We start from the raw sequence: 14,996 nt of genomic DNA, 5'->3' as shown, positions 1-14,996 counted from the left end.
GGGTTGCTTGAAATTCAGGCTACTTTTCCGCGAGATGACAGCACAATACAGGCATATGGAATCTACTCACCCGATATTGCCCCCTGCGCTGCCCAAGCGCCGCAAGCTACTTTTTGCTGCTGCGGCTGGCGCAGCAGTCGTGGCTGGGGCTGGCCTGGCGCTTTGGCGCTATCGACTGGCCGAGCCGGAAAATGACGCGCTCGCCGCACTTTGGGCGTTGGAAGCCGAGCTGCCTTCGGGTGGCGTTTATAAATTAGCCAAGCTTCGTGGCAAGCCTTTGGTGGTGAATTTTTGGGCAACATGGTGCCCGCCCTGCGTAGAAGAAATGCCTTTATTAGATGCCTTCTTCCGCCAAAATGCTGAAAAAGGATGGCAAATGGTGGGTTTAGCTGCTGATAACGCAAATGCAGTTAGTAAATTTCTAGGCAAAACCCCCGTGCAATTCCCTACCCCGCTGGCGGGCTTGGCGGGCATTGAGCTTTCGCGTACACTTGGCAACCTGACTGGTGCATTACCATTCACGGTGGTGATCAATTCCCAAGGCGAGATTGCCTTGCGGCATATGGGTAAACTCTCTGCAGAGCAGATCTCAGACTTTAGCAAAATCGCCTGATTTTGGCCTATTTAACAGCAATTAATAGCTTTTAAGTGAATGATCGTGATTTTTTGCACACTTTTCATGAGTTACACTCGCGTCCTGATCTGATTCAGTTGGCCTATCTACAGATCGCAAAAATTATTTCGTTGGAGTACACACATGGATTTACGCAAACTCAAAACCTTGATCGATTTGGTCTCTGAATCTCAAGTTCAAGAACTGGAGATCACAGAAGCCGAAGGCAAAGTGCGTATTGTGAAAGGCTCGGGAGGCGTGGTTTACAGCGCTGCGCCGGCCATGATGCAACAGCAACCCATGCAGCAGATGATGCAAGTCGCGCCTGCGCAAGCCAGCGCAGCCGCGCCTGCCGCCGCGCCCGCCCTGTCCGAAGCTGCCGCGGATGTCGTCGCGCTGGCTGGCCACACGGTGAAATCGCCGATGGTGGGCAGCTTTTATCGCTCATCCAGCCCAGATGCCAAGCCTTTTGTGGAAATCGGCGACACCGTGGCCGCTGGCGAGACGATTTGCATCATCGAAGCCATGAAGATCTTGAACGAAATCGAGGCGGACAAGGCCGGCGTGATCAAGAAGATCATGGTGGAGAACGGCGCAGCCGTGGAATATGGCCAGCCATTGTTTGTGATTGAGTGAGGCTGATCCCTCATGTTTAAAAAAATACTGATCGCCAATCGAGGCGAGATCGCTTTAAGAATTCAACGCGCTTGCCGTGAGCTGGGCGTGAAATCTGTGGTGGTGTATTCCGAAGCGGATCGCGAGGCCAAATATGTGAAGCTGGCCGATGAGGCGGTATGCATTGGTCCTGCGCCTTCTGCGCAAAGCTATTTGAATATGCCGGCCATCATCTCCACAGCGGAAGTGACCGATGCTGAGGCGATTCACCCCGGCTACGGTTTTTTAAGCGAGAACGCCGATTTTGCAGACCGAGTGGAGCAATCAGGCTTCAAATTCATTGGCCCCACAGGCGATTCCATCCGCATCATGGGCGATAAGGTCTCGGCCAAGCAAGCCATGATCAAGGCCGGGGTGCCCTGTGTGCCCGGCTCAGAAGGTGCGTTGCCAGACGATGCAGCATCGATCAGGGCGATTGCCCGCAAAATCGGCTATCCCGTGATCATCAAAGCCGCTGGCGGCGGCGGCGGGCGCGGTATGCGTGTGGTGCACACCGAAGCAGCACTGATCAACGCGGTGCAGATGACCAAAGCAGAAGCCGGCGCGGCTTTTGGCAATCCCAATGTCTATATGGAGAAGTTCCTGCAGAACCCACGCCATATTGAAATTCAAATCATTGCGGATACTTTTAAGAATGCCGTGTATTTGGGCGAACGCGATTGCTCCATGCAGCGCCGCCATCAAAAGATCATTGAAGAAGCGCCAGCGCCAGGGATTCCACGCAAGCTCATTGAGCGCATTGGTGATCGTTGCACTGCAGCCTGCAAGAAGATCGGTTATCGCGGCGCAGGCACTTTTGAATTCCTCTACGAAAACGGCGAGTTTTACTTTATCGAGATGAACACGCGCGTGCAGGTTGAGCATCCCGTGACGGAGATGATCACGGGTGTGGATATCGTACAAACGCAAATCCGCGTGGCGGCTGGTGAGAAACTGCCTTTCACGCAGCGGCAAATTGAGATCCGTGGCCATGCGGTGGAATGTCGCGTGAATGCGGAAGATCCGTATAACTTCATGCCCAGCCCAGGACGCATCAGCCTGTGGCATCCGCCCGGCGGCCCTGGTGTGCGCGTGGATTCGCATGCTTATACGAATTATTTTGTCCCGCCAAACTACGACAGCATGATCGGCAAAATCATTGTGCATGCGCCTACGCGTGAGCAAGCACTGCTGCGCATGCGCACGGCGCTGGATGAGACTGTGGTCGAAGGCATCAAAACCAATATTCCTTTGCATCGTGAGCTCATGGCGGATGCGAAATTCATGCAAGGCGGCACCAACATCCACTATCTGGAAGAGTGGATGAAAGTGCATAAGAGGTAAGCCGCGTGTTTGAGCTTTCCATTCTCTGCCCTGAGTCACAAGTCGAAACTGTGAGCGACGCGCTTGAAGCATTGGATGCTTTGAGCGTGAGCGTCGAAGATGCCGATACGGCCACGCCTGCCGAGCAAGCGCTGTTTGGCGAGCCAGGTATGCCACCACCTAAAGCGGGCTGGGAACGCTCAGTCGTCAAGGCTTTGTTTGCTACCCAAGAGCAAGCCAAAGAAGCTGAATCACTTTTAGCACCGCAAGACTTTTTCTCAGATTGCAAAAGCCTAGGGGCTCAAGAGGTGGCCGATCAAGATTGGGTGCGGCTGACACAATCTCAGTTTGCGCCTGTGGAGATCACACCAGAATTTTGGATCGTGCCAACATGGCATGACAAGCCTGCAGCTGCGACCAAGATCATCACACTTGATCCAGGCTTGGCTTTCGGCACAGGCACACACCCGACCACGCGCATGTGTTTGCGCTGGATTGCTCGCAATGAAGCGGCTTTAGCCAAGCAACGCGTGCTCGATTACGGCTGCGGCAGCGGCATCTTGGCCATTGGCGCAGCGCTGTATGGCGCTTCATTCATTGATGCAGTGGATATTGATGAAGCCGCTGTGCAATCGACCAAAGACAATGCGGTAGCCAATCATGTCACGCTCAACGCAGGTTTGCCTGATCAAGTGAGCAATGCGCCGCGCAGCTATGCGATCGTGCTCGCCAATATCTTGGCTACACCGCTCAAAGTGCTTGCACCCTTGCTGACCGGGCATGTGTCGCAAGGCGGGCATCTCGTATTAGCTGGCATTTTGGAACGCCAAGAAGACGAGCTCAAAGCCGCTTATGCACCCTATGCGAAGCTTGAAGTGTCTGATCGGGAAGATGGTTGGATTTTGATGACCGCTTACTTCTGATCGAACAATAGAACGCAAAAGGCGCAAAACAAACGCAGAAGACGCAAAAAAGAAAACCAGAACCAAGGATTTCTTTTTTGCGATTTTTGCGTTTGTTTTGCGTCTTTTGCGTTCTATTCTTCAGAAAGCCAAGTGCTTAAGTCACAGCTTTTCTTTGCTGAAATTCAGGCTGCTGCCACGAAGCACTTTCCATCACTTCGCGCAAAATCTCCACACTGCGCACCACATCCGCATAGCTGACATAAAGCGGCGCAAATCCAAAGCGCAAAATATTCGGCGCACGGAAATCGCCAATCACGCCGCGTGCTATCAGCGCTTGCATGATCGCGTAGCCATCTGGATGCGTGAAGCTGACTTGACTACCGCGATCTGCAGCGTTGCGCGGCGTCGCTAAGCCAAAACCAAGTGGCGCGATATGCGCGTCGTAGAGCTCGATGAAGAGCTGCGTTAGCGCCTCGCTCTTAGCGCGAATCGCTTGCATGCTCACACCTTCATGCACTTTCAAAGCCTCTTCAAGGGCAATCATCGAAAGCACACTGCTCGTGCCTACCAGCATACGGCTCATGCCTTGCGCGGGTGTGTAGGCTTGCTCAAAAGCAAAAGGCGAAGCATGCCCAAACCAACCCTGCAAGGGCTGCTGAACACTGCCCCGCAAATCTTCGCGCACATACACAAAGGCTGGCGCGCCCGGCCCGCCATTCAAATACTTGTAGCCGCAACCCACAGCGTAATCAACACGGCAAGCGTTGAGCTGAACGACAACAGCGCCAGCGCTGTGTGCCAAATCCCAAATCATGCGCGCGCCTTGAGCTTGCACGAGCCGCGTCACGCGTGCCATATCCAGCATGCGCCCGGTTTTGTAATGCACTTGGGTGAGTGAAACAAAACACAGCTGCGAGCCTGCTTGCGCGATTTTTTCTTCAATGTTTTCTTGGTTCGCTAAAACGATCTGCTTGCCAAACAAGGCTGCAGCGCCCTCGCCGATGTAGCCATCGGTCGGGAAATTACCTTCTTCGCAAATGATGATCTTGCGATCAGGCAAGGCCTGCGCCGCCGCACTCATCACCTTGAAGAGATTGATACTCGTGGAATCGCAAGCCATCACTTCGTTGGGCTTAGCACCGATCAGCTTCGCGATGGATGCGCCCACGCGCGAGGTAGCCTGATACCAACCCGCATCGTTCCAAGAGCGGATCAAGCCCCGGCCCCATTCGTTCTCAACGGCCTCTTGCATACGCGCAGGCATGCTGCGCGGTAGCGCGCCGAGGGAATTGCCATCGAGATAAATCAGCCCTTCGGGCAATTGAAATCCATCACGCTGAGCGGACAGGGGATCTTGCGCATCCAGCGCTTTTGCCTTTGCATAGGCTTGTTCAAAATCTTGCATGTTGGAAGTGAATTCAAAGAGAGGTTCTGAGCGACCAGAGCTCAGGGAAGAAGCGATGTTCGGTCACATGCCGCAGCCAGCCCACGCCAGCGGAGCCGCCCGTGCCTGGCTTGTGGCCGATGATGCGAGAGACGGAGGTGAAATGCCGCCAGCGGTACTGTGAGATGTGATCATCCAACGTAACCAAGGCCTCACCCAGTTCAAAAAGTTGGTTGTCTGTCTTGGCTTGGCGATAAATCTCAAGCCATGCCGCTTCTACCGAAGCATTGGCTTCATAAGGCTGAGACCAATCTCTGTCTAAAGCCTTCGCATCCAGAGAAAAACCACGCCTGGCCAATAGCGCGATGATGCGGTCATAAAGAGAAGGTGCTTCCAATGCCTCTTTCATCTTCGGCCACACATGCGCAATATTGCTGTGCGCCCGCGCGAGCCGCGCGCTCTTGTTGCCCAGAATGAATTCCACATGTCGATACATGAAAGAGAGCTGACCGGAAGCCTGCCCCAGCGAATTGCGAAATTCGTTGAAGCCATCAGCCGTGATCGTGTTGAGCACATCCCAAGAATGCGCGATGTAGGTAGTGATCGCACGAGCGCGGCTGATCATGCGAATGGCTTCAATCACTTCGTCTTGGTCAATCTGATGCCGCGCGTTGTAAAGCTCAAAGTGCAGCGCATTGAACAGCAATTCTTTGACCTGCCCCATCACGATGAAACAAGTCTCATCGTAGCCTTGGCTTTTGGGCTGCTGCAAAGTGTGGAGCAAATCAATGAACTGGTAATCCACATAAGGATTGCTGGTACCGCCAAACTCGACAAGAGGCTTGCCGTCCGTCTGTGTGGCGGCATAAGCGCGCGTTTCGTCGGTGGTGACACCGATATCGCGCGATTGGTTAGAACAGTTGACGCCGCTGGGCTCAACGAGCTGGGGGAAGATGGGGGTGACGCGTGCCATGAATACGAGTGTACGCAAAGATGATGAGCAAAGGATTGCGTTTTGATCCTCTTTTTCGCACAATACAAGATTGTTCAATCCAACAAAATTATGTATTTAGGATATTTATGCCTCAAGAAGCGAATATTGATGAATTAGATCAGCGAATTTTGCATGCACTTCAAAACGAAGCCCGCCTTTCCACCGCGCAACTGGGCGAGCAGCTTGCGCTCTCACAATCACCCACATGGCGGCGCTTGAAGAGACTTGAGGAAGAAGGCGTGATCAGCGGCTACCGCGCTGTGCTGGATCGCCGCAAGATGGGGCTCTCGGTGCTGGCAATGGTGCATGTGGGCATGGACAGCCACGACGATAAATCCGCACGCAAGTTTGAAGAGGCAATTGACCTGATTCCCGAAGTGGTTTGGTGTCACGGCATGTCGGGTCTGGAGGATTTCATGCTGATGGTGGTAGCACGTGATCTCGATCATTTCTCTACGCTGTTGATGGACAAACTGCGCAAGCTTCCGGCTGTGAAATCTTTGCGAAGCAGTTTTTCACTCAAGGCAGTGAAAGATCATGTGGCAATTCAGCTACCGGTGTGAGTTGAAATAGTATCGATTTGATAGCATTCCGCGCAGATTCTACGCCGGCGATAGGCCATTTTTATCTTGAAATATGCTCCAAAACAGCCGTCCCTAGCTTAGCTACCGACAGCGGTGCTGAGCCCTCGGCTTTGTTATTGATCGTCACCAAAGCTTTCTGGCCACCTTTGAGCGTACCGGCGATCACGCGCGCGAGTTGCTCGCGTGTATGCATATCTTCATCCACCAATTTGTTAAACGGCTCGTAACTTGACAGTGCCGATTCGTATCCGAAGCGGCCATGTTTGCTATGCAGATTCCAGCGACAAACAAGTGGGCCTGGCCAAAGCTTGCGCAGAATGGGCAGCTGATCTTCAATGGGTGGCAACTTGGCATGTAGGCCGAGGCAGTATGTCGCCCCTGTGTCCTTGAGCAAGGCTATGAGCTCTTCGCGCAGGGGTGTGCTGATGAACTCTGGATTGCGCAATTCCACGGCGATCAGCGCATGAGGCACTATATTTTTGATAGCACTCTGCGCAGATAATATGCAGGCCAATTGCCCAAATAGCTTTGAAATCTCGCTGTGCGAGAGCATATGAGCAGGCATCGGGCTGATTTGCAAAACAAGCGCACCGAGTTGATGTTTCAAGCCCTCGAGCAATGGCTGCAAACATATTTCGTGAAATATTTTGGCATCCAGAAAATGGGGATTGGACTGCAAGCCACGCCCCGCCTTATTACCCTCCGTGCTGCGAATCAAAGCATCGCTGATCATGCTGGGCACTTTCACGACGAAGCGGAAATCATCATCCACCTGCTCAGCGAGCTGAGCGTATTGCTCTGCCTGCATCGGCCGGTAAAACGCGCGATCCAAGCTCACCGTGCGCAGCAAAGGATGCTGACAATAAGCGCGCAAGCCCTTTTTGGAGAGCTTGGCTTCGGCATACGGCTGATCCCAAACCAAACCTGCCCAGCCGGGAAAATACCAAGATGATGTGCCCAAGCGAAGCGATGCAGGTAATTCCTTCGCCAAGCTTTGAATCTCTGGCGACACAAACGCGGGCAATACGCCCGATGAAGCTGATCGCTTCTTCGGTGCTGGCTCGGGTGCATCGTCAAACAAAGCAAGCGTCATGACAGACTCGGTCTGGATTGGAGGTATTTCACAAAAGTACGCGCTGCGGCTGATAGTGGGTAGTCTTTCCGCCAAGCCACCTGCCATTGGCGCTGCAGCGGAAAACCGCTGACTTTAAGTTCCACCAAACCCGCGTGCGCGGCGCTCCCTGTAAAGGCCATGCGCGAGATCACGCTGATGCCTAGATGAGATGCGACTGCGTGCTTGAGCGCTTCATTGCTGCCCAAGCTCATGGCGATGCGCGGCTCAAAATCATGCGCCATGAAATGCTGCAAAGCCACCGTACGTGTGCCGCTGCCGCTCTCACGCATGAGCCAACGCTCTTGCTGCAATTGCGCAAGCTGACTGCGCTTACCCGCACGTGGGTGGCTCGAAGCTGCGATCACCACCAAAGGATTGGCCATAAAAGGCAGGGCATCTAGCGGCAAATGCGCGGGAGGCAGCATCATCACAGCCAGATCATCGCTGTGTTTCTCCAGCCGCTCCACCACACGATCACGGTTTTCTACTGCCAAATCAATGTCCACGCCCGGATGCGCCGCTGCAAAAGGCCCAAGCAGATCGGGCACGAAGTATTCTGCAGTCGTCACCGCTGCAATCTTGAGCCGCCCGCGCACAAGGCCTTGCATATCGGAGAGCGTCGATTCAAAGCGCTGCCAGCAGCCCACCACTTCGCTCACTGTCTCCAGCAATGCCTGCCCTCCAGCGGTCAGCTGAATGCGCCGCCCAACGGTGTCAAACAGCGGCGTGCCCACGGCAGCGGCCAGTTCCTTGAGCTGTACGCTCACCGTGGGTTGCGAGACATGCAACTCCTCTGCGGCTTTGGTCACAGACAGCAATCGAGCCGTGGCTTCAAAGGCGCGCAGCTGTTGGGGCGTTGTTCTGAGTAATCGTTGCAAATGGCGATTCATAGCTTTTATTCTATGTTAATCATAAAAACAAAGTATTTTTCTTAATGATCAGTTTTCTCTAAAGTCATCACACACCGATTGCTATTACGAAAGATCATCATGAATTTTGAACCCCACAGCTTGCTTCAACCCGCTCCACACACAAACCTAGCAACCCCGATCACCGTAGCCTATGGCGACGGCATCGGCCCTGAGATCATGGTCGCCACGCTGCGCATTTTGACCGCAGCAGGTGCGCGAATCGCGCCTGAGCAGATCGACATTGGCGAGAAGATTTATCTGGCGGGCAACAGTGCAGGTATTGAAGACAGCGCTTGGGAAAGTCTGCGTCGCACCAAAGTCTTCCTCAAAGCGCCCATCACCACGCCCTCAGGTGGCGGCTACAAAAGCCTGAATGTGACGGTACGAAAAACGCTGGGCTTGTACGCCAACGTGCGCCCTTGCGTGAGCTACGCACCGTTTGTGCAGACGCTGCACCCGAAGATGGATTTGGTGATCGTGCGGGAGAACGAAGAAGACTTGTATGCAGGTATCGAGCATCGGCAAACCGATGAAGTCTTTCAGTGCTTGAAGTTGATCACCCGCCCCGGCTGCGAGAAGATCGTGCGCTACGCTTTTGAATACGCCAAGAACAACGGCCGCAAAAAAGTCACCTGCATGATCAAAGACAACATCATGAAGATGACGGACGGATTGTTCACCTCCGTGTTTGAAGAGATTGGCGCACAGTATCCAGATATTCAACGTGATCGTTTCATCATCGACATAGGCGCGGCAAAATTAGCCACGCGGCCTGAAATGTTTGATGTGATCGTGACACCCAATCTGTATGGCGACATCCTGTCTGACATTGCCGCCGAGATGACGGGCAGCGTCGGCCTCGCTGGCAGCGCCAACATTGGCGAGCATGTGGCGATGTTTGAAGCGATTCATGGCAGCGCCCCCGATATCGCAGGCAAGGATCTGGCTAACCCGAGCGGCTTGCTGCTGGGCGCGGTGATGATGCTGGTGCATATAGGTCAACACGACGTAGCGGCCAAAATTCACAATGCTTGGCTGGCTACACTGGAAGCAGGAATTCAAACCGCCGATGTGCTGCACAGCAAAGATGGGCGAGCTGTGGGTACCGCTGCGTTTGCGGATGAAGTCATTTCGCGCTTGGGTCAAACGCCCAAGCAGTTCAAACCTGTGACTTATGCTGAGAGCAAGCCAGCCCAGCCAGTGGCCGCTGCTGCCCCGCTCTACACGCGTGCAGCGCCCATGAAGAAAGCCCTAGTTGGCGTGGATATCTTCTTGCATGCACGCCCCTTGAGCCCAGAGTATTTGGCGCAGCTTTTGCACAGCCCCACTCAGCAACAAAGCGCAGTCAAACTGCAAATGATCACCAATCGTGGCGTCAAAGTTTGGCCACATGGTTTTGCAGAGACTTTTTGCACAGACCATTGGCGCTGCCGCTTCGTTGCCACGCACTCGGAAGGCACGATTTCCCAGCATGACATCGTGGCCTTGCTTGCCGCACTCACCGAAGCTGGCCTGGATGTGATCAAAACGGAGAACCTGTGCACTTTTGATGGCCAGAGGGGCTTTGCTTTAGGTCAAGGCCAATAAAGTCACCCATACCTTTCTACAATGCCCAGATGGCAACATCTGGGCATTTTTCATTACGCATCGTCACCTGGAACATTCACAAGGGTGTGCGGGGCATGGGTTTGCGCAAGCGCTTGGAGATTCACAATATGCAGACGGCTGTGGCCAGCTTGCATGCCGATGTGATTTGCCTACAAGAAGTGCGCCGCATCAACCACAAGGAAGCGGCGCATTTCACCCAATGGCCCACACTACCGCAAGCGGATTTCTTAGCGCCTGCTGGCTACGAAGCGGTGTACCGCACCAATGCCTTCACCAAACACGGCGAGCACGGCAATGCCCTGCTCTCGCGCCATCCCGTGATCTCGCATGCGCACGAAGACATGAGTGATCACCGCTTTGAGCAGCGCGGCTTGTTGCATGCCACGCTGGCTGTGCAAGGCAAGAGCGTGCATGTGATCGTGGTTCATCTGGGCTTGATTGCAGCAAGCCGACAAAGGCAATTGGCGCAACTCTCGCAGTACATTGAGCGCGATATTCCCAAAAAAGACGCACTGATCGTGGCAGGCGATTTCAATTCACCGATCACGCCCGTGCGATGGGCGCAAGCTGCGCTTGGAGCTGCCAAGCTGCCCACGCATGCCTTGCGCGGCCACGCGACGTTTCCCTCACGCTTGCCTCTGGTGCAGCTGGATCATGTGTTTGCGCGACACGCCAAAATCATCTCCACACATGTACCGCAAGGTAAAGAGTGGGCGCGTATGTCGGATCATCTGCCTTTGATGGTAGAAATTGAGCTGTAAACCATGCCAGTGTTCAAAGATGGCCACCAATTGAGCTTGCTCAGCGGCAGCAGCGCCTATTTCTCTGCGCTTGCGCAAGATTGTGAAACTGCGCGGCATGAGGTGCGATTGGAGACGTATATTTTTGATTTCACGGCCAGCGGCCAGGATGTGGCCAATAGCTTGATCCGTGCAGCCTTGCGCGGCGTGAAAGTGCATCTGCTCATGGATGGCGCGGGCACAGAGTATGTGCCGCCTGAATGGCAAGCGCGCTTTGATGCAGCGGGCGTGCAATGGCGGGTCTATAACCCGCTGGGTCGCTTGGGGCTTTTGATTCCCAGCAGGTGGCGAAGATTGCATCGCAAACTGTGTGTGATCGATGGAAGCACCGCACAGGCCGTGGGCTTTTGTGGCGGCATCAATATCTTGGATGATTTTTATGACCCCAATCATGGCGCATTACCGCAGCCGCGCTTTGATTTCGCCGTGCGCGTGCAAGGCGCGCTGGTAGGCGACATTCTGGATGCCACGCGCAGCCTCTGGCTTCGGCAAAATGCTTATTTGCAATTGCGAGAGCGCAAACTGCAAGCCGCGATGCAGACTTGGGCAAGTGCCCGTGAAACGCACACACGCATCAGCTTGGCAGCGGGCCACAGCGCTGAAAACCATGCGCCCAGCGCGCTCAGTGCGCATTTCGCACGAGCCGCATTACTCTTACGAGATAACGTGCGCCACCGCCAGCGCATTGAACGCGCGTATCTCAAAGCCATCTCACAAGCACAGCACGAGATCATCATCGCCAACGCTTACTTTCTGCCCGGCGGTAAGCTGCGCAAAGCATTGCTCGGTGCTGCCAAGCGTGGCGTGAAAGTGAAGCTTTTGCTGCAAGGCCGTTATGAGTATTTCATGCAGTATCATGCCGCGCGGCCTGTGTATGAAGTGTTGCTGTCTGCCGGTATCGAGATTCATGAATACGCCACCAGCTTCTTGCATGCGAAGGTCGCGGTGATTGATGCGCACAGCGCCAAGGCTTGGGCGACGGTAGGCTCATCTAATCTTGATCCCTTGAGTCTCTTGCTCGCGCGCGAGGCCAATATCGTGGTGCTTGATGGCGCGTTTGCACGCGATCTGCGCGAGCGTTTGATCAACGCAATGACGCAAGATGGCAAACAAGTCAGCGCGCATGAATTTGCCAATCGCCCTTTGCTGCAACGCATGCTCGATCGTATTGCCTTTGGTTTGATGCGTTTGGCGCTGTCCATCACCGGGCGGCGATATTGATGTCTGCTGGCGATTGGGTGGTCCAGCGTCAGGCGCTTGATCTGGTCATACAAAGACCAGAGGGCCTGTATTGCCCAGCAGGAGATTTTTATATCGATCCTTGGCGGCCTGTGGATCGCGCCGTGATCACGCATGCGCATGCGGATCATGCGCGCACGGGGCATAAGCATTACCTTGCGCACGCGGATGCACAAGGCGTGATGCGCACTCGCTTAGGTGCCATCAATATGCAGCCCCTCGCCTATGGCGAAGAAGTGCTGCACAACGGTGTGCGCATCTCTTTGCATCCTGCCGGGCATGTGCTCGGCTCGTCGCAAGTGCGGCTTGAATTCGGTGGGCAAGTGTGGGTGGCGAGCGGCGATTACAAAGTCGCTGCGGACGCCACCTGCGCGCCGTTTGAGCCGGTGCGCTGCGACACTTTCATCACAGAGAGCACGTTTGGATTACCGATTTACCGATGGCAAGATGATGCAGATATCTTTGCGCAGATCAATGCGTGGTGGGCTGCGAATGCCGCTATCGGTAAAGCCAGCGTGCTCTGCTGCTACAGCTTTGGCAAAGCGCAGCGCATCTTGAGCGGTATTGATGCAAGCATTGGCACGATCATCACGCATGGCGCGGTGGAGCCGCTGAATCACGCCTACCGCGCAGCAGGCGTAGCGCTGCCAGAGACGCGCACCGTGAGCGAGGTGACAGACAAAGAAGATTTCAAGCGATGCCTGGTGCTCTGCCCGCCAAGTGCAACGGGAACGCCATGGATCAAGCGCTTTGAGCCTTATTCCGATGCCTTTGCCAGCGGCTGGATGCTGCTGCGCGGTGCAAGAAGGCGCGGCGGCTATGACCGTGGATTTGTTTTGAGTGATCACGCCGATTGGCCGGGGCTGCATAGCGCTATCCGAGCCACGCAAGCCAGCCGCGTGATCGTCACGCATGGCAGCGTGCCGGTCATGGTGCGCTATCTGCAAGAACAGGGTTTGCAAGCGGGCAGCTTCCAAACTGAATATGGCGATGAGAATTTAGAAGAAAAACCACTGATCACCGGCGCAGAATCTGCGCAAGCAGCTACTGATTTGATAGTAGAAGAGAGCAAGAGATGAAACGCTTTGCCCAACTCTACGCCGAGCTGGATGCCACCACCTCAACGAATGACAAGCTCGCTGCACTGCAAAGCTACTTTGGTGATGTGGCTGCATCACATCCACATGATGCGGCTTGGGCGCTGTATTTTCTCGCTGGTGGCAAGCCTCGGCAAGTGGTGAAAACGGGCTTGCTCAAACTCTGGGCGCAGGAAGCAGCAGACATTCCCGAATGGTTGTTTGAAGAAAGCTACCAAGCCGTTGGCGATTTGGCGGAGACGATAGCCCACATCATTCCTCAAAGCGAGCAGACGCAGCATGACGCAGGCTTGAGCGAATGGGTGATGCGTTTGCAAAGCCTGAAAGCGCAAAGTGAGGAAGCGCAGGGCATCCAAGTCAAAGCTTGGTGGCGTGAGATGGATGCGCTATCTCGCTTCCTGCTCATCAAGCTCATTGGTGGTGGCTTTCGCGTGGGCGTGAGCAAGCTGCTCGTGACACGCGCGCTGGCTGCGCATGCCCAGCTGGATGCCAAGATCGTGGCGCAACGGCTGATGGGTTATACCGATGGCAAGCACTTGAGCGGCGATGCAATTACTCTTAAATTCATAGCACTCTGCGCAGAAGATACGCCGGGAAATGGCTCAAATCATTCAAACTCTGGGCAACCTTATCCCTTTTTCCTCGCACATGGTTTGCCACCCACCGCTGCACAGGATGCAGCGAGCTTGCTGACTGAACTCGGTGACGTGCGCGACTGGCAGACCGAGTGGAAATACGACGGCATTCGCGCACAGATCGTCAAACGCGCAGGGGCTGTGCATGTGTGGTCGCGCGGCGAAGAGCTGATGAATGGGCGATTTCCTGAGATTGAATCCATAGCTACGCAGCTGCCAGATGGCACCGTGCTCGATGGCGAAATCTTGGTGATTAAAGATGGTGCGCCGCAGCCGTTTAATTTGCTGCAGCAGCGCATTGGCCGAAAAACGCTCACCAAAAAAGTGCTGCAGGACGCACCCGTAGGCTTCATGGCCTATGACCTGCTTGAAGTACAAGGCCAGGACATTCGCTCCCAAGCGCAACATTTGCGGCGTAGCCAGCTTGAGGCAATACTGGCCAAGCAACAAGCCTGGCTTCTGTCCCCCATCGTTGAAGCAAATGATTGGCAGCAATTGATAGAGCAGCGCAGCCACTCACGTGAGCGCGGTGTAGAAGGCTTGATGCTTAAGAAGAAAGACGCGGCTTACGGCCAAGGCCGCACCAAAGCCGACGGCCTCTGGTGGAAATGGAAAATTGATCCGCTCACAGTGGATGCTGTGCTGATTTACGCACAAGCTGGCCACGGCAGGCGAGCGAGCGTCTACACCGATTACACCTTTGCGGTGTGGAGCCGAGCCCCGCGCGATGCTGATGAAGCACAAGCTGTGATCGATGCCATTGAGAAACGACTACCCGCACAACCCGAAGCCTTGCAACTCGTCGCCTTCGCCAAAGCCTACTCTGGCCTCACCGACGAAGAGTTCAAGCAGATCGACGCCATCATCCGCAAAACCACCCTAGAAAAATTTGGCCCCGTGCGCAGCGTCAAGCCCAGCATCGTTTTTGAGCTCGGCTTCGAAGGCATCAACCGTTCACCTCGACACAAATCAGGCATCGCGGTGCGCTTCCCGCGCATGCTGCGTATCCGTATGGATAAACCTTTACACGAAGCCAATACCCTACACGATCTTCAATTACTATTAAATTCATAGCACCTCGCGCAGTAGGTATGCCGGTTATTGGCCAAAAACCCTAAAAATTTAGATGATTTAA

Annotated in this window: 14 protein-coding genes; 10 read left to right on the top strand and 4 right to left on the bottom strand. The window is 54.5% G+C overall.

Annotated features, from left to right (window positions below):
• Positions 1-34 precede the first annotated feature (34 nt).
• The 4 genes from KIH26_RS03510 to prmA all read left to right on the top strand — a co-directional run bounded on the left by KIH26_RS03510 (position 35) and on the right by prmA (position 3,513).
• The gene (locus tag KIH26_RS03510; protein WP_249660934.1) at positions 35-613 is read left to right on the top strand and encodes a TlpA disulfide reductase family protein; all 579 of its coding nucleotides are present in this window, start codon (positions 35-37) and stop codon (positions 611-613) included.
• Positions 614-757: 144 nt separating this feature from the next.
• The gene (gene accB, locus KIH26_RS03505) at positions 758-1,249 is read left to right on the top strand and encodes an acetyl-CoA carboxylase biotin carboxyl carrier protein (RefSeq protein WP_213442486.1); all 492 of its coding nucleotides are present in this window, start codon (positions 758-760) and stop codon (positions 1,247-1,249) included.
• Between the two features lie 12 nt (positions 1,250-1,261).
• Entirely contained in the window at positions 1,262-2,611 is a 1,350-nt protein-coding gene (gene accC, locus KIH26_RS03500; RefSeq protein WP_213442484.1) for an acetyl-CoA carboxylase biotin carboxylase subunit, read from the top strand.
• Positions 2,612-2,616: 5 nt separating this feature from the next.
• The gene (gene prmA / locus KIH26_RS03495) at positions 2,617-3,513 is read left to right on the top strand and encodes a 50S ribosomal protein L11 methyltransferase (protein WP_213442482.1); all 897 of its coding nucleotides are present in this window, start codon (positions 2,617-2,619) and stop codon (positions 3,511-3,513) included.
• Between the two features lie 136 nt (positions 3,514-3,649).
• On the opposite strand, the gene kynU is transcribed toward prmA, so the two are convergent.
• Together kynU and KIH26_RS03485 are read right to left on the bottom strand one after the other, a co-directional pair.
• Complete coding sequence (kynU, locus tag KIH26_RS03490; RefSeq protein ID WP_213442480.1) at positions 3,650-4,900, bottom strand: kynureninase; 1,251 nt, start codon at positions 4,898-4,900, stop codon at positions 3,650-3,652.
• A 13-nt stretch (positions 4,901-4,913) separates the two neighbouring features.
• Positions 4,914-5,852: a tryptophan 2,3-dioxygenase gene (locus KIH26_RS03485; protein ID WP_213442478.1), complete on the bottom strand. Its 939-nt coding sequence runs from the start codon at positions 5,850-5,852 to the stop codon at positions 4,914-4,916.
• A gap of 107 nt (positions 5,853-5,959) precedes the next feature.
• On the opposite strand from KIH26_RS03485, the gene KIH26_RS03480 reads away from it, so the two are divergent.
• Complete coding sequence (locus KIH26_RS03480) at positions 5,960-6,436, top strand: Lrp/AsnC family transcriptional regulator (RefSeq protein ID WP_213442476.1); 477 nt, start codon at positions 5,960-5,962, stop codon at positions 6,434-6,436.
• A gap of 61 nt (positions 6,437-6,497) precedes the next feature.
• Here KIH26_RS03480 and KIH26_RS03475 read toward each other — a convergent pair whose 3' ends face one another.
• Positions 6,498-7,550: a DUF72 domain-containing protein gene (locus KIH26_RS03475; RefSeq protein WP_213442474.1), complete on the bottom strand. Its 1,053-nt coding sequence runs from the start codon at positions 7,548-7,550 to the stop codon at positions 6,498-6,500.
• The gene (locus tag KIH26_RS03470; protein WP_213442472.1) at positions 7,547-8,461 is read right to left on the bottom strand and encodes a LysR substrate-binding domain-containing protein; all 915 of its coding nucleotides are present in this window, start codon (positions 8,459-8,461) and stop codon (positions 7,547-7,549) included. The genes KIH26_RS03475 and KIH26_RS03470 overlap by 4 nt, the downstream gene beginning before the upstream one ends.
• Positions 8,462-8,560: 99 nt before the next feature.
• On the opposite strand from KIH26_RS03470, the gene KIH26_RS03465 reads away from it, so the two are divergent.
• The 5 genes from KIH26_RS03465 to KIH26_RS03445 are packed head-to-tail and all read left to right on the top strand — an operon-like array spanning position 8,561 to position 14,935.
• The gene (locus KIH26_RS03465; RefSeq protein ID WP_213442470.1) at positions 8,561-10,069 is read left to right on the top strand and encodes an NADP-dependent isocitrate dehydrogenase; all 1,509 of its coding nucleotides are present in this window, start codon (positions 8,561-8,563) and stop codon (positions 10,067-10,069) included.
• A 29-nt stretch (positions 10,070-10,098) separates the two neighbouring features.
• Entirely contained in the window at positions 10,099-10,851 is a 753-nt protein-coding gene (locus KIH26_RS03460) for an endonuclease/exonuclease/phosphatase family protein (protein WP_213442468.1), read from the top strand.
• 3 nt (positions 10,852-10,854) lie between these two features.
• Positions 10,855-12,111, top strand: a complete 1,257-nt coding sequence (clsB, locus tag KIH26_RS03455) for a cardiolipin synthase ClsB (RefSeq protein WP_213442466.1) — start codon at positions 10,855-10,857, stop codon at positions 12,109-12,111.
• The gene (locus tag KIH26_RS03450) at positions 12,111-13,208 is read left to right on the top strand and encodes a ligase-associated DNA damage response exonuclease (protein ID WP_213442464.1); all 1,098 of its coding nucleotides are present in this window, start codon (positions 12,111-12,113) and stop codon (positions 13,206-13,208) included. The genes clsB and KIH26_RS03450 overlap by 1 nt, the downstream gene beginning before the upstream one ends.
• Positions 13,205-14,935, top strand: coding sequence for an ATP-dependent DNA ligase (locus KIH26_RS03445; RefSeq protein ID WP_213442462.1), 1,731 nt, complete (start codon positions 13,205-13,207; stop codon positions 14,933-14,935). Before KIH26_RS03450 ends, KIH26_RS03445 begins: the two co-directional genes overlap by 4 nt.
• Positions 14,936-14,996 lie beyond the last annotated feature (61 nt).

It is taken from the genome of Variovorax sp. PCZ-1, from assembly GCF_018413605.1.
Taxonomy (GTDB): Bacteria; Pseudomonadota; Gammaproteobacteria; order Burkholderiales; family Burkholderiaceae_C; genus JANMDU01.
This window is presented reverse-complemented; position numbering and strand designations above follow the sequence as displayed.